Annotated in this window: 21 protein-coding genes; 10 read left to right on the top strand and 11 right to left on the bottom strand. The window is 60.9% G+C overall.

Going from position 1 to position 20,766, the window contains the following annotated elements:
- The first annotated feature begins 10 nt into the window (after window positions 1–10).
- The 4 genes from B472_RS12080 to B472_RS12065 all read left to right on the top strand — a co-directional run bounded on the left by B472_RS12080 (window position 11) and on the right by B472_RS12065 (window position 2,302).
- On the top strand, window positions 11–331 hold the full coding sequence (locus B472_RS12080) for an integration host factor subunit beta (RefSeq protein ID WP_040506027.1): 321 nt from the start codon (window positions 11–13) through the stop codon (window positions 329–331).
- An 82-nt stretch (window positions 332–413) separates the two neighbouring features.
- The gene (locus B472_RS12075; protein WP_019427665.1) at window positions 414–719 is read left to right on the top strand and encodes a lipopolysaccharide assembly protein LapA domain-containing protein; all 306 of its coding nucleotides are present in this window, start codon (window positions 414–416) and stop codon (window positions 717–719) included.
- Window positions 709–1,878, top strand: coding sequence for a lipopolysaccharide assembly protein LapB (lapB, locus tag B472_RS12070; protein ID WP_019427664.1), 1,170 nt, complete (start codon window positions 709–711; stop codon window positions 1,876–1,878). The genes B472_RS12075 and lapB overlap by 11 nt, the downstream gene beginning before the upstream one ends.
- Window positions 1,879–1,990: 112 nt before the next feature.
- Complete coding sequence (locus B472_RS12065; RefSeq protein ID WP_019427663.1) at window positions 1,991–2,302, top strand: helix-hairpin-helix domain-containing protein; 312 nt, start codon at window positions 1,991–1,993, stop codon at window positions 2,300–2,302.
- A gap of 81 nt (window positions 2,303–2,383) precedes the next feature.
- Here B472_RS12065 and B472_RS12060 read toward each other — a convergent pair whose 3' ends face one another.
- Both B472_RS12060 and B472_RS12055 read right to left on the bottom strand, forming a co-directional pair.
- Window positions 2,384–6,046 (bottom strand): hydantoinase B/oxoprolinase family protein, encoded by a 3,663-nt coding sequence (locus tag B472_RS12060; RefSeq protein WP_019427662.1) that lies wholly within the window; start codon window positions 6,044–6,046, stop codon window positions 2,384–2,386.
- A 20-nt stretch (window positions 6,047–6,066) separates the two neighbouring features.
- Entirely contained in the window at window positions 6,067–6,609 is a 543-nt protein-coding gene (locus tag B472_RS12055; protein ID WP_019427661.1) for a winged helix DNA-binding protein, read from the bottom strand.
- Between the two features lie 205 nt (window positions 6,610–6,814).
- Between B472_RS12055 and B472_RS12050 the strand changes: the two genes are divergently transcribed.
- The 5 genes from B472_RS12050 to crcB all read left to right on the top strand — a co-directional run bounded on the left by B472_RS12050 (window position 6,815) and on the right by crcB (window position 11,102).
- Window positions 6,815–7,792 carry a TRAP transporter substrate-binding protein gene (locus tag B472_RS12050; protein WP_019427660.1) on the top strand — a complete coding sequence of 326 codons (978 nt, stop codon included), beginning with the start codon at window positions 6,815–6,817 and terminating at the stop codon, window positions 7,790–7,792.
- A 6-nt stretch (window positions 7,793–7,798) separates the two neighbouring features.
- Window positions 7,799–8,365: a TRAP transporter small permease gene (locus tag B472_RS12045; RefSeq protein ID WP_050995468.1), complete on the top strand. Its 567-nt coding sequence runs from the start codon at window positions 7,799–7,801 to the stop codon at window positions 8,363–8,365.
- Window positions 8,365–9,675: a TRAP transporter large permease gene (locus B472_RS12040; RefSeq protein WP_019427658.1), complete on the top strand. Its 1,311-nt coding sequence runs from the start codon at window positions 8,365–8,367 to the stop codon at window positions 9,673–9,675. Before B472_RS12045 ends, B472_RS12040 begins: the two co-directional genes overlap by 1 nt.
- A 61-nt stretch (window positions 9,676–9,736) precedes the next feature.
- Window positions 9,737–10,675, top strand: coding sequence for a recombination-associated protein RdgC (locus B472_RS12035; RefSeq protein WP_019427657.1), 939 nt, complete (start codon window positions 9,737–9,739; stop codon window positions 10,673–10,675).
- A gap of 34 nt (window positions 10,676–10,709) precedes the next feature.
- Window positions 10,710–11,102, top strand: a complete 393-nt coding sequence (gene crcB, locus B472_RS12030; protein ID WP_019427656.1) for a fluoride efflux transporter CrcB — start codon at window positions 10,710–10,712, stop codon at window positions 11,100–11,102.
- A 14-nt stretch (window positions 11,103–11,116) separates the two neighbouring features.
- Here crcB and B472_RS12025 read toward each other — a convergent pair whose 3' ends face one another.
- The 6 genes from B472_RS12025 to B472_RS12000 all read right to left on the bottom strand — a co-directional run bounded on the left by B472_RS12025 (window position 11,117) and on the right by B472_RS12000 (window position 17,144).
- Complete coding sequence (locus B472_RS12025; protein ID WP_019427655.1) at window positions 11,117–12,763, bottom strand: FAD-dependent oxidoreductase; 1,647 nt, start codon at window positions 12,761–12,763, stop codon at window positions 11,117–11,119.
- A 3-nt stretch (window positions 12,764–12,766) separates the two neighbouring features.
- Entirely contained in the window at window positions 12,767–13,066 is a 300-nt protein-coding gene (locus B472_RS12020) for a hypothetical protein (RefSeq protein WP_019427654.1), read from the bottom strand.
- An 8-nt stretch (window positions 13,067–13,074) separates the two neighbouring features.
- Window positions 13,075–13,329: a MoaD/ThiS family protein gene (locus tag B472_RS12015; protein WP_019427653.1), complete on the bottom strand. Its 255-nt coding sequence runs from the start codon at window positions 13,327–13,329 to the stop codon at window positions 13,075–13,077.
- Window positions 13,330–13,344: 15 nt separating this feature from the next.
- Window positions 13,345–14,685, bottom strand: coding sequence for an NAD(P)/FAD-dependent oxidoreductase (locus tag B472_RS12010; protein ID WP_019427652.1), 1,341 nt, complete (start codon window positions 14,683–14,685; stop codon window positions 13,345–13,347).
- 111 nt (window positions 14,686–14,796) lie between these two features.
- Window positions 14,797–16,644, bottom strand: coding sequence for an aldehyde ferredoxin oxidoreductase family protein (locus tag B472_RS12005; protein ID WP_019427651.1), 1,848 nt, complete (start codon window positions 16,642–16,644; stop codon window positions 14,797–14,799).
- Between the two features lie 23 nt (window positions 16,645–16,667).
- Complete coding sequence (locus B472_RS12000; RefSeq protein WP_019427650.1) at window positions 16,668–17,144, bottom strand: 4Fe-4S dicluster domain-containing protein; 477 nt, start codon at window positions 17,142–17,144, stop codon at window positions 16,668–16,670.
- Between the two features lie 153 nt (window positions 17,145–17,297).
- Between B472_RS12000 and B472_RS11995 the strand changes: the two genes are divergently transcribed.
- Window positions 17,298–18,428 (top strand): helix-turn-helix domain-containing protein, encoded by a 1,131-nt coding sequence (locus B472_RS11995; protein WP_019427649.1) that lies wholly within the window; start codon window positions 17,298–17,300, stop codon window positions 18,426–18,428.
- 18 nt (window positions 18,429–18,446) lie between these two features.
- Here B472_RS11995 and B472_RS11990 read toward each other — a convergent pair whose 3' ends face one another.
- From B472_RS11990 to B472_RS11980, 3 genes are read right to left on the bottom strand one after another with little or no spacing between them, the layout of a single operon-like run.
- Window positions 18,447–19,268, bottom strand: coding sequence for a substrate-binding domain-containing protein (locus B472_RS11990; protein ID WP_019427648.1), 822 nt, complete (start codon window positions 19,266–19,268; stop codon window positions 18,447–18,449).
- Window positions 19,265–19,987, bottom strand: coding sequence for an ATP-binding cassette domain-containing protein (locus B472_RS11985; protein WP_019427647.1), 723 nt, complete (start codon window positions 19,985–19,987; stop codon window positions 19,265–19,267). The genes B472_RS11990 and B472_RS11985 overlap by 4 nt, the downstream gene beginning before the upstream one ends.
- Entirely contained in the window at window positions 19,984–20,727 is a 744-nt protein-coding gene (locus B472_RS11980) for an ABC transporter permease (protein WP_019427646.1), read from the bottom strand. The genes B472_RS11985 and B472_RS11980 overlap by 4 nt, the downstream gene beginning before the upstream one ends.
- Between the last annotated feature and the right edge of the window lie 39 nt (window positions 20,728–20,766).

Raw genomic sequence — 20,766 nt, 5'->3', positions numbered from 1 at the left:
AATGGCTCCCATGACCCGCTCTGATCTGGTTGAAGAACTCGCCGCCCGCTTTGCGCAATTGACCCACCGTGACGCCGAATTGGCGGTCAAAACGGTGCTGGACGCCATGAGCGATGCGCTGGTCAAGGGCCACCGCATCGAGATTCGCGGCTTTGGCAGTTTCTCGATCAACCGCCGTCCACCGCGTGTCGGCCGCAACCCGCGCTCGGGAGAGAGCGTGCAGATTCCCGAAAAACGGGTCCCCCATTTCAAGCCCGGCAAAGCCTTGCGCGAGGCCGTGGATGCAGGCACTTTGGCCCATGCCCAAAAAGCGGCAGACGCCAAGGCATGACGCCCTTTCACGGTGGTTTTTGCACGGGTTTCCTGGTACGGTGACAGGTCGTTAGAATGAATTCATCTTTCGAGGTCGCCCCATGAAACGTCTGCTTCGGCTGCTGCAGTGGTTACTGAAAGCGGCTGTTTTTTTCACACTCTTTGCTTTCGCGGTGAACAACCAGCAAGAAACCCGTGTGAACTTCTTTTTCAGCACTTATTGGTCTGCACCCACCGTTTTGGTGGTCTTGTGCGCTTTCACCTTGGGCGTGGTGGTCGGCGTTTTGGGCATGGTGCCCCGTTGGTGGCGTGAGCGACAAGCCGTGAAACAAATGGGCCCTGCTGCTGCCAGTGCACCCCCACCGGTCACCCCTTCGACAACGCCAGAGGTGCCCCGTGGAATTTGACTTCACCTGGATTTTATTGGGCTTGCCCATTGCCTTTGCCTTGGGTTGGATTGCTTCACGCCTGGATCTGCGCCAAATGCGTTTGGCCAACCGTCAAGCCCCACGCGCTTATTTCAAGGGCCTGAATTACCTGCTGAACGAGCAACAAGACCAGGCGATTGACGCTTTCATTGAGGCCGTTCAAAACGACCCCGACACCTCCGAGCTGCACTTTGCCCTGGGCAATTTGTTCCGTCGTCGTGGTGAGTACGACCGCGCGGTCAGGGTGCACGAACACCTGTTGTCCCGTGCGGATCTGAGCAACGCTGACCGGCAAAGGGCTCAACACGGCTTGGCGCTGGACTACCTGAAGGCCGGCTTGCTCGACCGCGCCGAAGAAGCACTGCGCAAACTCGAAGGCACCTCTTATGAAGGCCAGGCGCGCATGGCCAGAATGGCCATTTACGAACGTTCTCGTGAATGGCCCGAAGCCGCGGCAGTCGCGCTTTTGCTTGAAAAAACAGGCGAAGTGGACTTCAGTGTCCGCATGGCGCATTACCAGTGTGAACAGGCCAGAGAATGGGTCCAAAAAGGCGACCCGACAGCGGCCATTGAGCTGCTGCAGGCCACGCTTCAAAGCCACCCCCATGCCGCGAGACCCCGCATTTTGTTGGGCCAATTGCAATTGAACCAAGGCCAATCCCGGGCAGCCTTTGACACGTTGGCACTTCTCTTTGAGCGCCAAGACAACGCCGCACCTTTGGCTGCAGCCAGCTTGGTGAAAGCGGCCCTGGGCTGCGGCATGGGCACGGATGCCCAGCGCTTGCTGGAGGCCCATTACCAAAAGCTGCCCTGCATCGATGTGCTGAACGCCATCACCGAAATCCATCAAACGGGCACAGCCACCCACACGACGGCCGATTCTGAGGCGCTCGACCGCTACCTCGGCCATTTGCAAAAGCAGCCCTCCTTGATGGCTGCAAGCCGATGGTTGACTGGCGCACGACAGGGGCAGCCAGCGCTTCCAGAACCCGTGCAAAAGGCCCTGGAACATGCCACCAAGCCCTTGGCCAGATACCGCTGCGCCGCTTGCGGCTTTGAGGCCAAAGAGCATTTTTGGCACTGCCCCGGTTGCCAAGCTTGGGACAGCTACCCCCCCAAGCGCGTCGAAGAAATCTAAAATTAATGCTTTTATTTTAGAAATTCAGGGTTATCACCCTTCATCCCGCGTCACAGGCTTTTGACAATGCACCTTGCTGCACATTTTTGCAGTCAACCCAAGGAGCGCAGACATGTTGAAAAAAATCACAGCGGCATTGCTGGCTTTCGGATTCGCTGGCCTGACCTGGGCCCAACACATTGATTTGAACAAGGCCACGGAGGTCGAACTCGACGCCCTCAAGGGTGTGGGGCCGGTGCTGAGCAAGGCGGTGATGGACGAGCGCAAAAAGGCCCCGTTCAAAGACTGGGAAGACGCCACCAGCCGGGTCAAAGGTTTAGGCCCCCAAAAGGCCAGCAGCTTGTCCGAGCAAGGGGTACGGGTGCAAGGCAGTGCTTACAACGCCAAGGTGGCCAATCCAAAGCCTGCGCCCGCCAAAAACTGAAGATGGCCTCACCCGCCTGCCGACTCGATCGATTCGGCCAGCCTCGCCCTGGCCCCGTGTTTTTCAACCCTGTATCGGCGTTCAGGCCTTGCCAAAACCACCGCCGCCGGGTGTGTGAATTTCAAACACATCGCCTGTCTGCATTTCGACCTGGCCAATGTGCGCCAGTTCCTGCACCGTGCCATCGGCACGCACCACGCGGTTGATGCCCGGCAAGCCGCTGTGCCCGCCCGCCATGCCAAAGGCCGGGTGAACCCGCCCATTCGACAAAATACCCGCCGTCATCGGCTCCAAAAAGCGCACGCGGCGCACACCGCCATCACCACCCTGCCAGCGCCCTGCACCGCCTGAGCCTTGGCGAATCGCGTAACTCTCGAGCCGCACCGGGAAGCGGAACTCCAGCACCTCGGGGTCGGTCAGGCGTGAATTGGTCATGTGGGTTTGCACCACAGAGGTGCCATCAAAGCCACCCACCAAGTCGCCGTGCGCATCAAATCGCCCACCCGCACCACTGCCGCCGGAGATGGTTTCGTAATACTGCACCCGCGCATTGCCAAAGGTGAAGTTGTTCATGGTGGGCTGGCTGCCTGCCATCACACCCAAGGCGCCAAACAGCGCGTTGGTGATGCAGGTGGAGGTTTCCACATTGCCCGCCACCACCGAAGCAGGCGGATTGGGGTTGAGCATGGAGCCGGCCGGAATGATGACCTTCAGCGGCTTCAAGCATCCTGCATTCAATGGGATGTCGTCCTGAACCAAGCTGCGAAACACATACAGCACGGCCGCCATGCACACCGCCCGGGGCGCGTTGAAGTTGTTGGACAACTGGGCGCTGGTGCCGGTGAAGTCGATCTCGGCCGTGCGCTGCTCCGCGTTCACGCGCACCGCAACTTGGATCTGCGCGCCATTGTCCAGCGGCAAAGTGAAAGCGCCGTTTTTCAGGCTGGTGATGACGCGGCGCACGGACTCTTCGGCGTTGTCCTGCACATGGCGCATGTAAGCCTGTACCACGCCCAAGCCAAACTGATCCACCATGCGGCGCAACTCCTGCACGCCTTTTTCATTGGCAGCGATTTGCGCTTTCAGGTCGGCCATGTTTTGCGCCGGATTGCGCGAGGGGTATTCACCGCTTTGCAGCAAGGCCACCATCTCGGCTTCACGCAGGCGGCCTGCCTCCACCAATTTGACGTTGTTGATCTGCACGCCCTCTTCTTCGATGCGCGTGGAAAACGGTGGCATAGAGCCAGGTGTGAGTCCGCCCACATCGGCATGGTGCCCGCGTGAGCCCACATAGAACACCGGATCGGCGTGACCGTCCAGGTACACCGGCGTGATGACCGTGATGTCAGGCAAGTGCGTGCCGCCGTGGTAGGGGTCGTTCAGCACGAACACATCGCCCGGCTGCATGCGGCCTTTGTTCTCTTGAATGACGGTCTGGATGCTCTCGCCCATCGAGCCCAAATGCACCGGCATGTGCGGCGCGTTGGCGATCAAATGGCCTTCGGCACTGAACAGCGCACACGAAAAGTCCAAGCGTTCCTTGATGTTGACCGAGTAGGCGGTGTTTTGCAGCTGCAGGCCCATTTGCTCGGCAATGTTCATGAACAGGTTGTTGAACACCTCTAACAGCACCGGATCGGCCTGCGTGCCAGCGGCATGCTGCACCGCGCGCGCCTGTACGCGCACCAGCAGCAAGTGGTCCAGCGCCGTCAATCGCGCTTGCCAGCCGGGCTCGACCACGGTGGTGGCATTTTTCTCGGCAATGATGGCCGGGCCATCGATCATGTCGCCGGGGCGCATGTCTTCGCGCACCACCAACGCAGCATCCTGCCACTGGGCCACACCTTGCGCGTTGGCGGCATACACACGCACGGTGTCACGGCGGGGCACTTCGCGCTCAGGGTGCAGCTTGTGGAGGGCTTCTTCGGGTGCGTCGCCAGGCAACACGGCCTCGACCGACACGGCTTCAACCACCAAGGCTTTGCCCTGCATCAAGAAGGCAAAGCGCTGGCGATAGGCCGCTTCAAAACCCGCCACCAACTGGGCTTGATCACCCCAAGGCACCACCAGCGCCGAGTCGGTGCCTTCGTAGCGCAGATGCACGCGTTGGCGCAGCTCGATGCGCTGCGCACTGACCGCATCCCCGCCCATTTGCGCCAGCAAAGCCTGACGGGTGGATTCGCCCAAAGCCTGCAAGCGCTCGGCCATCCAAGGCATGGTCGCAGCCTCCAGACGGCGTTCGACCGACTCCTCACGCATCACGTTCTGGTCGGCCAGACCCATGCCATAAGCCGACAACACACCCGCCAACGGGTGCACCAGCACCTGCGACATGCCCAAAGCGTCAGCCACCAAACAAGCGTGCTGCCCACCCGCGCCGCCAAAGCACTGCAGGGTGTAACGCGTCACGTCGTAGCCCCGTGCCACCGAAATTTTCTTGATCGCGTTGGCCATCTGCTGCACCGCGATCTGGATGAAGCCATGCGCCACGTCTTCAGCGGCACGCCCGGTTTGTGCGGCTAATTTTGCAAAATGCCCATGCACCACCTCGGCGTCCAGCGGCTGGTTGGCTTCTGGCCCAAACACCGAAGGGAAAAACTTCGGCTGCACCTTGCCCACCATCACGTTGGCATCGGTCACGGCCAGTGGCCCGCCGCGTCGGTAACTGGCCGGGCCTGGGTTGGCCCCCGCGCTTTGCGGCCCCACCCGAAAGCGCGCACCGTCAAAGGCCAGCAGCGAGCCGCCCCCTGCGGCCACGGTGTGGATGCTCATCATGGGCGCACGCATGCGCACCCCCGCCACCTGGGTTTCAAACTCGCGCTCGAATTGCCCGGCAAAATGCGACACATCGGTGGAAGTGCCGCCCATGTCAAAGCCAATCACCTTGTCGTGCCCCGCCAGCTGCGCGGTGCGGGCCATGCCCACGATGCCACCCGCAGGGCCACTCAAAATCGCGTCCTTGCCTGCAAACACCTGCGCGTCTGTGAGGCCACCCGAAGACTGCATGAACATCAGTTTCACACCCGGCATCTCGCTGGCCACTTGGTCCACGTATCGGCGCAGGATGGGTGACAAGTAAGCGTCCACCACCGTGGTGTCGCCCCGGCTGACCAGCTTCATCATGGGGCTGGTTTGGTGCGAGGTACTGATTTGCGTGAAACCCACTTCACGCGCCAAACGCGCGGCCACTTGCTCGTGTGCTGTGTGACGCCAGCCGTGCATGAACACCACCGCCACCGAGCGCACGCCTTGCGCATGCACATTCACCAATTGGGTGCGCAAATGCACCTCATCGAGTGCTTGCAAGACCTCGCCGTCTACCGTCACCCGTTCTTGTGCCTCCACCACGGCGCTGTACAACAACTCGGGCAACACAATTTGGCGGTCAAACAAACGCGGGCGGTTTTGGTAAGCGATGCGCAACGCATCGCCAAAGCCCTGCGTGGTCACCAGCAAGGTGGCCTCGCCTTTGCGCTCGAGCAGCGCATTGGTGGCCACAGTGGTGCCCATCTTCACGCAGGCCACCTGTTCGGGTGTGACCGGTTCTCCGGCCTTCAAGCCCAGCAAATGCCGAATACCCGCCACCGCTGCATCGCGGTACTGCTCGGGGTTGTCGCTCAGCAGCTTGTGCGTGACCAAGGAACCATCGGGTCGCTTGCCCACCACATCGGTGAACGTGCCACCGCGGTCGATCCAGAATTGCCAGCGTTGTTGGCCAGAGAGGGTGTTGTTGGCGTCGGTCATATAGCGATTGAGAAAAGGGGTCACAGAGAAGCTGCAGCACGCGCCGCTTGGTCGTACATGCCGGAGAGCACGCGCAGCAACCGGGCCAACTCGCCAATGTCGCGGTTCAGGCCATCGTCGGCTTTCAGGGCATCGATCAGGCAACTCTCGCGGATGTCTCGGTAGCGCTGGACATAGGCGCGACCTTCATCGGTGGCGGCATAAGTCACGTCTTTGCCATTTTTTTGCGACACCACCACCCCCAAGCCTTGCAGCTTTTTCAGGGCGTAGTTCACCAAATGTGTGTCTTCGATGTTCATGATGAAACAGATGTCGGCCAGTCGCTTGTCGCGCGCACGGTGCGTGACGTGGTGCAGCACCAGCACATCCAGCGGCGTCAAATCCTTCAAGCCCGCGGCCGCCATGCAGTGGATGATCCAGCGGTGAAAGGCATTGCCCGCCACGATCAGACCGAACTCGAACTCGCTCATCTCGGCGCTGTCGGGCGAGACCAAGTGGGCCGATGACACGATGGGGCTGGCGGCCGAAAGACTGAGAGCATTTTTGCGCGGCATGGATTCCATCCAGGTTTGGAAGACCAGAAAGTCTATGTCCGATGCCGACAATTTACCAACAAATTGTTGACGTTAAGGGAAAACACCGAGCACGAATCAGTGCCAGCATGCCTACAGTGGTCATCTGACAGATGCACCCGATGCGCGCTTGAAGCGGGCACCTTTCTTGCACTGCCCAGTGAACCATTCATCACCATCTTTCACAGGAGTTCTCATGCAACGTCGCGCCCTTCACCTCAGCCTGCTGGCTGGTCTGCTCGCAGTATCCGGTTTTGTGTCGGCCCAAACCAAGTGGGACCTGCCCGCAGCCTACCCGGCCACCAACTTCCACACGGTCAACATGAGCCAGTTTGCGGCCGATGTCGACAAGGCCACAGCGGGCAAGCTGAAAATCACGGTCCATGCCAACGCCTCGCTGTTCAAGGCGCCCGAGATCAAGCGCGCTGTGCAAGGCGGGCAAGCCCAGCTGGGTGAAATTTTGCTGGCCAACTTCAGCAATGAGTGGCCCATTTACGCAGCGGACGGCCTGCCCTTTCTGGCAAACAGTTATGACGAGAGCATGAAGCTGTACAGGGCGCAAAAACCGCTGATGGAAAAAAAGCTGGCCGAGCAGGGCATGGTGCTGCTGTATTCGGTGGCTTGGCCACCGCAGGGTATTTACAGCAAGAAGCCCCTCAACAGCGCTGCAGATTTGAAGGGCATCAAGTGGCGCTCTTACAGCCCAGCCACAGCCCGCATTGCCGAGTTGGTGGGCGCACAGCCTGTCACGGTGCAAGCGGCTGAATTCACACAGGCACTGGCGACCGGCGTGGTCGAATCCACCATGACCTCCGGCGCGACCGGCGTGGACAGCAAATTGTTCGAGCACCTGAAGTTCTACTACGATGTGCAGGCTTGGTTGCCCAAAAATGCAGTGATCGCCAACAAGAAAGCTTTCGACGCGCTGGACAAAGCCAGCCAAGACGCGGTGATGAAGGCCGCAGCGGATGCCGAAGTCCGAGGCTGGACCGAATCGCGCAAGGTCAACACCACCACCTTGGAAATTCTCAAAACCAACGGCGTGACGGTCACCCCCCCATCGGCTCAACTCAAGGCTGACATGAAAAAGGTGGGCGACACCATGCTCAAAGAATGGCTGGACAGATCCGGTGCCGAAGGCAGGGCTCTGGTCGACGCTTACAACAAAAAATAAGCCCGGATGAACGCCAGTTTTCCTCCACGCGCTTCACCAACGCGTCGCATCTTGGATGGTCTGTACCTGATGGGGGGTCAACTGGCCGCCCTGTGCGTGTTGTCCATTCTGGTTTTGATGATCGGCGCCTCGGTGGGGCGTGTGCTGAACTGGCGTGTTTCCTGGGTCAACGACATCGTGGCTTGGCTGTGTGCCGCCGCTGCTTTCTTGGGCATGGCCTACAGTTTTCGCAATGGTGACTTTGTACGGGTGACACTGGTTCTTGAATCGGTGTCAGCCCCCGTGCGCCGCTGGCTGGAGTTGATCTCGCTCACGGTGGCTGCCGTGGCCATCGGCTACTTGGGCTACTGGGCGGCGCGCTTCACCTGGGAAAGCTACGAATTCAACGACATCGCAGGCAATATGGTGGCGATCCCGATCTGGATTCCGCAGATGAGCTTCGTCATTGGCTCAGCGATTTTGGTGATTGCCGTGATCGATGAATGCGTTTGCGTGTTTCAAGGTGGCAAACCCAGTTATGTGGCGCGCGTTGAAGAGCGCCATGCCCGTGGTGATTTTTCTGAGGAGCTTTGATGGGCCTGCTTGAAATCGGAGGCCTTCTCCTCTTTTTGATGTTGCTGATGCTCAGTGGTGGCGTGTGGATCGCCATGACACTGGCCATTGTCGGATGGGTCGGTCAGGCCTTCTTTACCAACACCCTGCCCGGTAAAAACCTGTTTTCCTCGTTTTGGGAAACCTCGGCCAGCTGGGAGTTGGCGGCATTGCCCATGTTCATCTGGATGGGCGAGATTTTGTACCGCACCAAGCTGTCCGAGCAAATGTTCGATGGCCTGTCACCCTGGTTGTCCAAAGTGCCGGGCCGCCTGATGCACACCACCATTTTGGGTTGCGGCATTTTCGGCTCGGTGTCAGGCTCCTCTGCAGCCACCTGCGCCACAATCGCCAAGGTGGCGCTGCCCGAGCTGGAAAAGCGCGGCTACGACCGCAACATCGCGCTGGGCTCTTTGGCCGCGGCAGGCGGTCTGGGCATTTTGATTCCGCCGTCCATCACCATGGTGGTGTATGCCGTGGCGGCCGACGCCAGTGTGATTCGCCTGTTCCTCGCAGGCTTTTTGCCCGGCTTTTTGCTGATGGGGCTTTTTTCGGGCTACATCATCTGGTGGAGCCTGCGCAATCCTGACAAAGTACCGCCCCCCGAAGCGCCAACCACCTTCATGGAGAAAATGCGCCGCTCGGGCAGCTTGATTCCTTGTGGTTTGCTGATTGTCTTCATCGTGTGGGTGCTGGTGGCGGGCATCGCCACCGCCACCGAATGTGCGGCCTATGGCGTGCTGGGCTCGCTGGCGATTGCCGCTGCAGGCCGCAGCCTGACATGGCAGAACTTCTGGCAAGGCTTGGTGAGCGCCACCCGGGTCAGCTGCATGATCATGTTCATCCTGGCGGGCGCGGCGTTTCTCACCAAAACTATGGCCTTCACCGGTATCCCGCGAGAGCTGGCCGAGTTTGTCCACGCCATGAACCTCTCGCCTTATGGCCTGATTGCGATTTTGGTGGTGGTGTATTTGATTTTGGGCACGGCGCTCGATGGCATCTCGATGATCGTGCTGACCAGCGCGGTGGTGCTGCCCATGATTCAGAAAGCCGGCTTCGACCTCGTTTGGTTTGGCATCTTCATCATCATGTTGATCGAGATCGCGGAAATCACGCCGCCCGTGGGCTTCAACCTGTTCGTGTTGCAAAACATGACCGGCATCGACAGCAACCGGATTGCCACCGTGACCTTGCCCTTTTTCGGCTGCTTGATCCTGGGCATTGTGCTGATCACCGTTTTCCCGTCCATCGTCACCAGCGTGCCCAATCTTTTGATGGGCGTTGCCAAGTAAAGCCGTCCACCCACTCCGGTAAGATGCCGCGCTGGCCTGACAAGGCATGAAAGAGTGACGGATGTTTAAAAATGTGATGGTTTACCGCATCGGCGAGGGCTTTGCGCCCACTTTGGCCGATGTGCAGGCGGCACTCGCGCCGGTGCAGTTTGTGGCATGTGGCGCCAGCCAAGACAAGTCGATTGGCTGGGTCCCGCCCCGGGGCGAAGCCCACGGGCCCTTGGTTGAATCGGTCTCGGGCCAATGGATCATGAAACTCATGATCGAGTCCAAGGCCGTGCCCGGCAACGTGGTGCGGCGCAAAGCCGAAGAACGCATCGCCGAAATCGAAGCGGCCACCGGCCGCAAGCCTGGCAAAAAAGAAAAACGCGAGCTGATGGACGACGTGCTGCTGTCGCTGTTGCCGCAGGCCTTTGCCCGCGAATCGACCGTGCTGGTGTGGATGGACTTGGAAAACCGCCGTCTGGTGCTCAACGCAGGCAGTCAGGGCAAGGCCGACGAGGTCATGTCGGCGCTGATGAACGTGATGGGCGGCCTGTCGGTGTCCTTGATCCAGACCGTGACCTCCCCACAAGCGGCCATGACGCAGTGGCTGCTGGCCCCCACCCCTGAGGAATGGCCCTCAGACTTGACGGTGGAGCGCGAAACCGTGCTCAAGTCCACCGGCGAAGACGCGGCCAGCGTGCGCTTCACGCGCCACCACTTGGCCAACGACGATGTGCGCAAACATGTGCTGGAAGGCAAGCTGCCCACCCAGCTGGCGCTGAGCTGGGACGGCCGCGTGGCCTTTGTGCTGACCGACACCCTGCAGCTGAAAAAGGTGCAATACCTTGACGGCGTGATGGACGAGTCGGGCACCGACAAAAACGAAGACCGCTTTGACGCCGACGTGGCCTTGTCCACCGGCTTGCTCGGGCCGCTGATCGACAGCCTGATCGACGCCTTGGGTGGCGAGATGGAATTGGGCGCTGCGGCGGCCGGCGAAGACCCGCCGTTTTAAGGGTCGGTAAGCCTCTAGACAAAGGAACCACGCCATGCTCACCGTGATCGCCATTTGCATCGGAGCTTGTGTGGGTGCGCTGTCCCGCTGGCAGCTGGGCCTGTGGCTCAACCCCAGCCCCGCCAGCGGCAGCCTCTTGCCCTGGGGCACCTTAGCGGCCAACCTGATCGGTGGCTACTTGGTGGGTGTGTGCGTCGGCGTGTTCCAGCAACTGCCCGAGCTGGACCCGGTCTGGCGACTGGCCTTGGTCACCGGCTTTTTAGGGGCTCTGACCACCTTCTCCAGCTTTTCTGCCGAAGTCGTGGCCATGCTGCAGCAAGGCCGCTTTGCGCTGGCCGCAGGCACGGCCTCACTTCACCTGTTGGGCTCGCTGGGCCTGACACTGCTTGGGCTCAAAACGGTGGGCTTGTTGTGGGCGCGCCAATGAGCGACCGGGACAACTCAACACCCCAGCGCCTGCTGCAAAACCTGTAAGGCCTGCCGATCGTCCTGCCCTCGCCAAGCGACCACTTGGTCCGGGCGAATCAGCACCCACGGCGCCTCGTACAAAGCCAGCAATTCTGGGGCGCTGTGGTGGGCCCGCTTCAAGTCAATGCCCAAACTCAAGGCCGCAGTCTCAAACACCGTGCTGCTTGTGTTGGTGGGCGCCAAGTGCAGCAAAGTCCACTCGGTGTGAAACGTGTCATAGAGCGAGCGGCCATCGGCCAACCAAGCGTGCGGTGGCCGTCCCCCTGGGCTGGCACTGGGCTGGTAGCTGTTGGCCGCATCGGGCGGCGGCAAGCTGCCATCGGCGACCACGATCGCAGAACCGTCGTAGCGCCCGCCAAACGTCACCCCGGGAATATTGAACTCCAGGCGCACATGCCCGTTCAGATGTTTTGACGCCATTTGACGTGTGAGATCGCCCCGCTCTGATGCTTCTTCCAACTCAGGGGTGGCTGCAAACAGGCCCACCGAGTCGGCAAACTGGCGTGCATAAGCGGTGTTGCGGTGCGCCAAGGGCATGCGCTCCTGGGCATAACTGTCCAGCAAGCGCGCAGGCGCCATGCCCCGAACCACGCTGGCCAGCTTCCAGCCCAGGTTGACCGCATCCTCCACGGCCGTGTTGTAGCCCAGGCCGCCCGTGGGCGTGAACAGGTGCGCGGCGTCGCCCCCAATGAACACGCGCCCTTGCTGAAACGATTCGGCCACCAAAGCATGCCCGGCCATCCAGGTGCCCACCGACAAAACCTCAATCGGTACATCGCAGCCCATGGCTTGGTTGAAGATGCGCTGAGCGTCCACGGCGGTCCAGGCGTCGGCATCTTCGTCCTCGTGCACCGCCGCATGGAAAGCGAACTCACCCGCACCATCCACGGTGGCCATGAAGGCGCGGCGCTGCGCGTTCACCGTCACATACATCCAGGCTTTGCTGTGTTCAAAAAGTTGGTCAAAGTTGGGGGCGCGCAAATACACGGCAAACATCTTGCCTCCCATGAACCCGCGTTTGGCCCCGGTGCTGCCACCCCAAGCGATGCCCAACTGGTGACGAACCGGGCTGCGCGCACCATCGGCCCCCACCAGATAGCGCGCACGCACCTGGACAGCTGCATCCCCGTCGACCGGGCTGATCCAGGCATCGACACCGGCTTCATCCTGCGCAAAGTGGGTGAGCGTCCAGCTGTAGCGCAAATCGTTCGCGGTACAAGCTTGGGCATGTCGAAGCAAGGTTTTTTCAACAAATTTTTGTGATACACGGTGCGGCAGTTCGGCAGCGCTCCACGAGCCTTGCATCGTCTTGATGGCCTGGGTCGCTTGCGCAGCTGTAGGCAAGGGCAAGCGCGCCAATTCGTGGCCTGTGAAACGGGTGAAGTAAGCGATGTCCGTCGGGTGATCGGCAGGCAAGCCCTGCGCCCGGATCTCATTAGCAAAGCCCAAACGCCGAAAATGCTCCATGGTGCGCGCCTGCGTGGCGTTGGCCTGGGGGTTGAAAGCCGTGCCCGGTTTGGGATCGACCAACAAAGTCCGTACCCCACGGCGCCCCAGCTCAATGGCCAGCATCAAGCCAAAAGGCCCACCGCCTGCGATCAGCACATCGACCGTCAGCATGGTTTAACCGCCGCCACGCTGCATGCACAGATCAAAAGGTCGCATGAAGGCGTGACGCTCGCCGGCGTTCACGCCCTGAAAATCAAAATTCACCCGAAGCACCGGCATGCGCAGGAGCGCAATCACGCGCGGCGGCATGACTTGCCATTGCACATTCAATTGACCTTGTCCGATGATGGCCACCATGGTGTTGCCTGAGCGCTGCCAAGAGCATTGGCCCATGGCAACTGGCAACCACCCCAGCCACTCGGCCTCTGTGCACCCCATGTCGCGAACAAATTGCTCGTCGTAGCTCGAAAGCATGGACCGCCTCAGCCGCCAGCCACGGGGGGCCAGATGGCCAACACATCGCCTTCGACCAAGGTGGTGGTGCCCCGGTCTTCGGGTTGGATGTATTTGCCATTCACCAGCACCAAGTGCACCAGCTTGGGCGGCATGCCAAAGGGCTCGATGATTTGGCTGATGCTGGCGTCCTGCGCCACATCCAGCGTCACCTGGTTGCTGCGCCGGGCTTCAGGGGGCAAGTAATCGGTCAGCGTTGCAAACAGTTTGAAAGTGATGTTCATGCGCAGATTGTCACTTCATCGGCGGCGTGCGTCTTGGGCACCGCTCCATCGGCCTTGACCCTGTGCGCAATCGAGGTAGGCGTCCACCAGCTTGGTCGGGTCGTGCATCAGGCGGTCTTTCCAGTCGCCCAGATGCACCTGGCCTTCGACCAGGCCGCGCATCACACCCACATGCTCGGTCCAGCCCACGCTGTTGCAGCCGACCATCACATCGTCTTTGAATTGCAGACTCAGGTGACGACCCGCCGCCTTGTCGGTCAACACGGCCGACTGGCCTCCGGCCACGCCTTCCCAGTTGCCAAAACTGGTGGAGATCAAACCCAAGGTGTCGAGCACGTTGATTTGTGTGACGCCCTTGAGGACAGCCTTTTGGCCCAGCATGTTGAGCGCGGCCACGCGGGCCTGTTCAGCGGCGTTGGGCTGGATGGCGCTCACAATGGTTTTGCCGCTGACCATGTCAAAAGCTTCAGCACAGTCGCCTGCCGCATAAATGCCGGGCACATTGCTTTGCAGGTGCTCGTCGGTCAACACGCCTTGCAGGCAGGTGATGCCGCTGTCCTTCAAAAAGCCAATCGCTGGGCGCACGCCCGTAGCACTGATGACCAGATCGGCCTCGACGGTTTGGCCATTGGACAAACGCACCTGCAGCGGACCGCCAGTCTCGTCAGAGGCCAAGCCCACCGCTGCGGCCAATTTGCCGAGCAAGCCTTTTTCTGCGCCACGGCCGATGGCTTCGACCTTGGTGCCGGTGAACACCTGCACGCCTTTGGCTTCGCACCAGTCGCGGATCATGCCGCCCGCCACGGGGCCCATCATGCGGGGCACCATGCGGTCGCCCATCTCCACCACGCTGAGCTTGACGCCGCGTGCCGCCAAGGCTTCCATGATGATGCAGCCAATGAAGCCAGCGCCCATTTGCAAGACACGGGCACCCGGCTTGGCCAGCGCCTGGATGGCGCGGGCGTCTTCCAGCGTCCAGCACGGGTGCACGCCAGGCAAGTCCATGCCCGCAATCGGTGGCCGCACGGGGTGCGAGCCGGTGGCGATCAACAACTTGTCAAACGCCAGCGACTGACCGTTGTCCAAATGCACGGTTTTGCCCGCGGCGTCCACACGGATGACTTTGGCCTTGACCTGGGTAATGCACAACTCATCGAAGTGTGAAGCGCTCTTGCGCAGGTATGTACCACGCTCGTCGATGTTGCCAATCAACAGGTAAGGGATGGCCATGCGCGAATACGGCGCATCAGGCTCGTCACCCACCAAGGTGATGGTGTCGGCGGGGGCGTGTTTGCGCAGGGTCTCAGCGGCGATGACACCGGCAGGGCCTGCGCCCAAGATGACGTGGTGGGTCATGAATCGGACTCCAGAAACAGGTAGCGGCCCGCAGGCCGCTTGAATTCCTGTAGAAGCGCACCCCTACGGTGAAGGCTTCACGAGCAGGCGCTCGCTCCTACAGGGGCAAACTCACAAACCCAGACGTTCCCGGGTGGCCGATGTCGGACGGCCTTCGCCATCCCAGCCGCGGGCGTCGTAGTACTTGGGCAGCATGTCGTCCAACTTGCTGACCATGCCTTTGCCGGGGCCGGTTTTGGCGGCTTCGGTCATCAGGCGCTTGGGCAGGTTGTCGTCGGCCTTGGTGAAGCCAGCGGCGTTGTTGAAGTCGCGCTCCATGTTCCAGATGCGCTCGCCAATGTGGTTCAAGTGTTCCATGGTGAACTCTTCGCCGCAAGCGGCTTGCACCTGAGGGGCCACGTCAGCCAAGGTCCAGGCAAAGCTGGTGAAGACGCAAATGCCGGCCGAGTCAAAAGCGGCTGTCGCGTCTTGGAAGGCCTTGACCAATTCAGGCTTGCCTTCGTGCTCGGTGGGCTCGGTCTTGACCGGAATGCCCAGCACTTCAGAAGCGATGGTGTAGCCGCGCAGGTGGCAAGCACCACGGTTGGACGTGGCGTAAGCCAGGCCAATGCCTTGGATCACACGACCGTCATAGGCTGGGAACTCTTGGCCCTTGACGCTCATGGACAGGTCGGGGTGGCCGTATTTGGCGGTCAGGCGCTTGGAGCCCATGCCAATTTCTTTGCCAAAACCGATGCCCTTGGCGGTCATGTCGACAAACTCGCACAGCGCTTCGGCCGAGCCAAACGGTGCTTCCACACCGATTTGCTCTTTGGTCAGCACACCCATTTCATAGAGCTCCATCACGGCACCGATGGTGGCACCGAAGCTGATCGGGTCGAAGCCTTCTTCGTTGCAGATCATGTTGGCGTACTGCAGGGCTTCCAGGTCTTTCACGCCGTTGGCTGCGCCCAGCGCCCAAGCCGCTTCGTATTCCAGGCCGCCGTTGGCGCCCCAGTACTCAGGCTTGTTCTTGACCGAGAAGTGGCCTTCGTCCATCTTGCTGATGCGGCCGCAAGCGATGGTGCAACCAAAGCAAGCTTGGTTGGTCACCAGGTGCTTTTTGCCATCGGTCTCGCGGGGCGTGACCATGGCTTCGGCCGAGATGTCTTTGGCGCTTTCAAACTGCACGTCGCGGTGGTTGCGTGTGGGCAAACCGCCCACTTCGTTGATCACGTTCATCAGCACCTGGGTGCCGTAAGCGGGCAGGCCCTGGCCCGTGACCGCGTTGTCAGCCAGCACCTTTTTGGCGGCCTTGGCCGCAGCCATGAACGCCTTGGGGTCTTTCATGTTGCCCACGCCTTTGGTGCCACGCACCGCGATGGCTTTCAGGTTCTTGCTGCCCATGACGGTGCCCACGCCCGAGCGGCCAGCCGCACGGTGCAGGTCGTTCACCACCGCGGCGTAGAGCACGCCGTTTTCACCGGCCTTGCCGATGCTGCAAACGCGCAGCAAGGGGTCTTGCAAGCTGGACTTGAGGATTTCCTCGGTCTTCCAGACGCTTTGGCCCCAGAGGTGGCTTGCATCGCGCAACTCGGCTTCGTCATCGTTGATGTGCAGGTAGACCGGTTTGGCCGATGCGCCTTCAAAAATGACCATGTCCCAACCGGCCATTTTGAGCTCAGCGCCCCAATAGCCACCCGAGTTGGAGCAAGCGATCGCGCCAGTGAGCGGGCTCTTGGTGATGACGGTGTAGCGGCCACCGGTGGAGGCCATGGTGCCGGTCAGCGGGCCTGTGGCCCAGACGATTTTGTTGTCAGCTGAAAGCGGGTCGACTTTGGGGTCGATCTCGCTGATCAGGTATTTGCTGCCCAGACCGCGTGAGCCGAGGTAGGCTTTGGCCCACTCCATGTTCAGCGGTTCGGATTTGACGGTGCCAGCCGTGAGGTTGACGCGGAGAATTTTTCCAGCCCAAGACATGTTGATGCTCCTTGTGGGGGGATTTAAGAGGCCGAGGGCTGATTGCCCAACTTGTCAGCCCACTGCTTCATCTTGTCGATGCCAGTCCAGTTGGCATCCACGAATGTGATGGCGCCCGTTGGGCAAGCGTCGGCGCAAGCCGGGTCACCGCCGCACAGGTCGCACTTTTGCACCTTGCCGGTTTCCTGCACATAGTTGATGGTGCCGAAGGGGCAAGCGATGGTGCAAACCTTGCAGCCCACGCAGGTGGATTCGTTGACCACTTTGGCGCCTGTGGCTTTGTCGACCGTGATGGCCTCCACAGGGCAGGCATGCAGGCACCAGGCTTCGTCGCACTGGGTGCAGGTGTAGGGCACTTTTTTGCCGGTGTGGTGGAAGTCAAACACCTTGATGCGCGATTTGGAGGTGGCGTATGTGCCGTAGTTCTCGAAGGAACAGGCCATTTCGCACTGCAAGCAGCCGGTACATTTGTCCGGATTGATGTGCAGGACTTTCTGCATGTGTATCTCCTGTGAGGTGTCGGACTTTTCAAGCCCGCGCTTATGAATCAAAATGCATAGCCATTGTTGGCGCTAAAAACCACCAATCGATTCGGATTAACCCTAGGTTCATCAGGGTCGACGCAAAAATTCTCAGCTTGATACACATCTGACATGCCAACGATTGCCCCCAGCAGCGACCGCCTAGCGCGCATTGCTCAAGCCCGTGAACTGGTTTTTCAGGGCAACAAGCGCCACTCACCCGCCGGATGGGGCGCCGGTGTGTCTGCCGGGATCGCGCAGTCTTGGCAACGCTGCCTCGCCATGGGCTTGCAACCCCACCAAGCGGTTGGCTTTGATGCCGTGTCCGCGCAACAAATGCGCCGGGTGCAAGAAGCCAGTCGCCCTCTGGTGCAGGCGGCCCAACCTGTGCTGGTGGAACTGGCGCGCGCCATTGCTGACATCCGTTACTTCGCCATCTTGACCAATGCCCAGGGCATCGTGGTGGACGTGCACGGCCAGGTGGACCGACAAGACCGCCGCGCTGACGTGATCGCCCGTGTGGGGGTAGACCTGTCTGAAAAAGCCGTGGGCACCACCGCCATCAGCGCCGCCTTGAGCGAGTTACAGCCTGTTTGGCTGCACCGGGGCGAGCATTTTTTCCAAGACACCGGTATTTACAGCTGCGCCGGGGCCCCCGTGTTTGGGCCGGATGGTTTGTGCGCTGGCATGCTCGACCTCACGGGCATCGAGACCACCGAGCGCCCCGCTTTGAAACACCTGGTGCGACGCTCAGCCCGCAGCATCGAAAACAGCTGGCTGCTGTCCACCGCCCATGCCTTGGTGCTGCGCCTGAACTGGCCCGGTAACCAGCCCGGCGACGACAGCGACGGCTTGCTCACGCTGGACAGCGATGGGCACATCGTGGGGGCCAATCCGACCGCACGGCAAATGCTGTCCCTGTCACCCGCCACACCAGGCCAAACGCTGCACGCCAGCGAAGTGTTTGCATCGTCTTGGGAAAGCCTGTTCGATGCGGCCAACCGCCGGGGCCCAACGCAGGAACTGCCGCTCTGGTCAGGCCTGCGCCTGCAGACCCAGGCTTTGCAAGCAGGTCCTTTGGCAACTCATCCGACAACGCCAAGGCCGACCCCAGACATCGCGCCCAAACCGCTGAAGGATGTGCAAACCGACATGATCCGCGAGGCGGTCAACCAGGCTCGTGGCAACGTGGCCGAAGCGGCGCGCACTTTGGGCATCAGCCGTGCCACGGTCTACCGCAAGCTCGTGATGCCCAAAAGTTGATCCACACCATGCCTCGACTCACTTGCCCGCGTTCGGGAAAAACAGCTGCTCGCCGCCGATCTTGTAATCGGCAATCACGCCCTGCCCTGTGGCCGAGGTGATCCAGTCGACAAACTTCTGTGCATCGGCTTGTTTGACGTGCGCATGTTTGGCAGGGTTGACCACCATCACGCCGTACTGGTTGAACAAGCGGTTATCGCCCTCCACCAAAATGGCCAGATCAGCGCGGTTCTTGAAGTTGAGCCAGGTGGCACGGTCGGCCAGCACATAGGCGCCAGAAGACGCCGCGATGTTCAAAGCCGGGCCCATGCCGCAGCCGCACTCACGGTATCCCTTGCCTTTGGCGGCCTCCAGGTTGGCGGTTTTCCAAAAGCGCAGCTCGGCCGCGTGCGTGCCGCTCTTGTCACCCCGCGACACAAAGGCCGCGTTGCTTGCCGACAATTTGGCCAAGGCCGCCACAATGTCTTTGCCTTTGGTGGCAGCCGGGTCGGCCTTGGGGCCAATCAGCACAAAGTCGTTGTACATCACAGGCAGTCGCTTGAGGCCAAAGCCATCGGCCACAAACTTTTCTTCGGCCGCTTGGTCGTGCACAAACACCACATCGGCATCACCGCGCCGCGCCATGTCCAGCGCCTGACCGGTGCCCAAGGCCACCACTTTCACATCCAGCCCGCTGGCTTTTTTGAACGCTGGCAGCAAGTGTGCAAACAAGCCCGATTGCTCGGTCGAGGTGGTGGACGACATCACGATCGATGGGGCCTGCGCCCACACCGAGGCGACCGAGGTGGTGGCCAAAACCGCACACACCAAGGCGCGACGGGTGAAAGTTTTAAAGGTCATGAAAGCTCTCCTTGAACAAAAGCATGGGCTGCAGGGCTGAGCGCGGCCAACAGTTCGGCATTGAAAAAATCAGAAACAGGCATGTCGGCCAAAACGCGGCCGAACTCCAAATAAACCACCCGGGTGGCCAGGCGTTTGACTTGGCCCAGGTTGTGGCTGGCCCAGACCAGGGTCAGCGGGCGATCTTGGTTGCTCGCAAAGTCGGCCATCAAGGCTTCGACTTCGCGTTTGGCATGCGGGTCCAGGCTGGCCGTGGGCTCATCGAGCAGCAAGACATCGGGCTGGCGCGCCCAGGCGCGGGCCAAGGCCAAGCGCTGCTGCTGCCCGCCCGACAACTGGCGCGCACTTTGCCCTGCCACCGCTTGCAAGCCCACGCGCTGCAAAGCCTGCAGGGCCAAGATTTGCGCTGCGCGCCAGTTCAAAGCCAGCGAACGGTCCAGCCACACACCCAGCGCCACATTGTTCAAGGCCGACAGGCGCAGCATGTGCGGCCTTTGGAACAGCATGGCCTGACGCACACCTGGCGTTTGAGTCACCTGACCTTGTGTGGGCGGCAGCAAACCATGCAGTGTGCGCAGCAAGCTGCTTTTGCCCGAGCCGTTGGCACCCACCAGCGCCACGCGTTCGCCTGCCGCAATGCACAAGCTCACGCCCTTCAAGGCCTGTTGCGCGCCCAGCTGCACACTCACCGTGTCCAGCGTGATCTGCACGGCGCTCATGGCTGCGCACCCACCCGACCATCGGCCGACACTGGCCGCGCATGGTGTACCTCACCCCAGCGCCGCAGACCCGCCACCAAGGCGTTGAGCAGCAACACCACCGCCAGCAGCACCATGCCCAGCCCCAGCGCCAACGGCAAATCGCCCTTGCTGGTCTCCAAGGCAATGGCGGTGGTCATGACACGCGTGAAGCCGTCGATGTTGCCGCCCACGATCATGACCGCGCCCACCTCAGAGATGGCGCGGCCGAAGGCTGTGACGCCAATCATGAGCAAAGCCAAACGCTCATCCCAAGCCAAGAGCAAACCCCGCACCCAAGGGCCTGCGCCCAATGAGGCCCACTGCTCACCGTGCTGGCGCTCGACGTCCTCGACCACTTGACGGGTGAGGGCCGTGACCACCGGGACCACCAAAATAAACTGGGCCAACACCATGGCTTTGAAGCTGAACAACCAACCCAGAAAACCCAAGGGCCCGGTGCGCGAGAGCATCAGATACACCACCAAGCCCACCACCACCGAGGGCAGCGCCAGCAAGGTATTGAGGCCCACCAACACCGTGCCCCGGCCGCGAAAACGCGACACCGCCAACCAAGCCCCCAAGGCCACGCCCACGCCATATGCCAGCAGGCAGGCCGTGGCACTGACGGCCAGAGACCGGCTCACCACCACCCACAGGGCAGGATCGAGAGAAATGACGAGATTCAGCGCCGTCAAGACGCTGTCGGAGAAGGTGTTCATACAGCGCTGTGGATGCTACGGCACAAGCACCCTCCAAGG

The sequence above is a fragment of the Limnohabitans sp. Rim28 genome (genome assembly GCF_000293865.2).
Taxonomy (GTDB): Bacteria; Pseudomonadota; Gammaproteobacteria; order Burkholderiales; family Burkholderiaceae_C; genus Limnohabitans_A.
The sequence above is the reverse complement of the archived record's forward strand: the minus strand, read 5'-3'. Positions and strand labels throughout refer to the sequence as shown.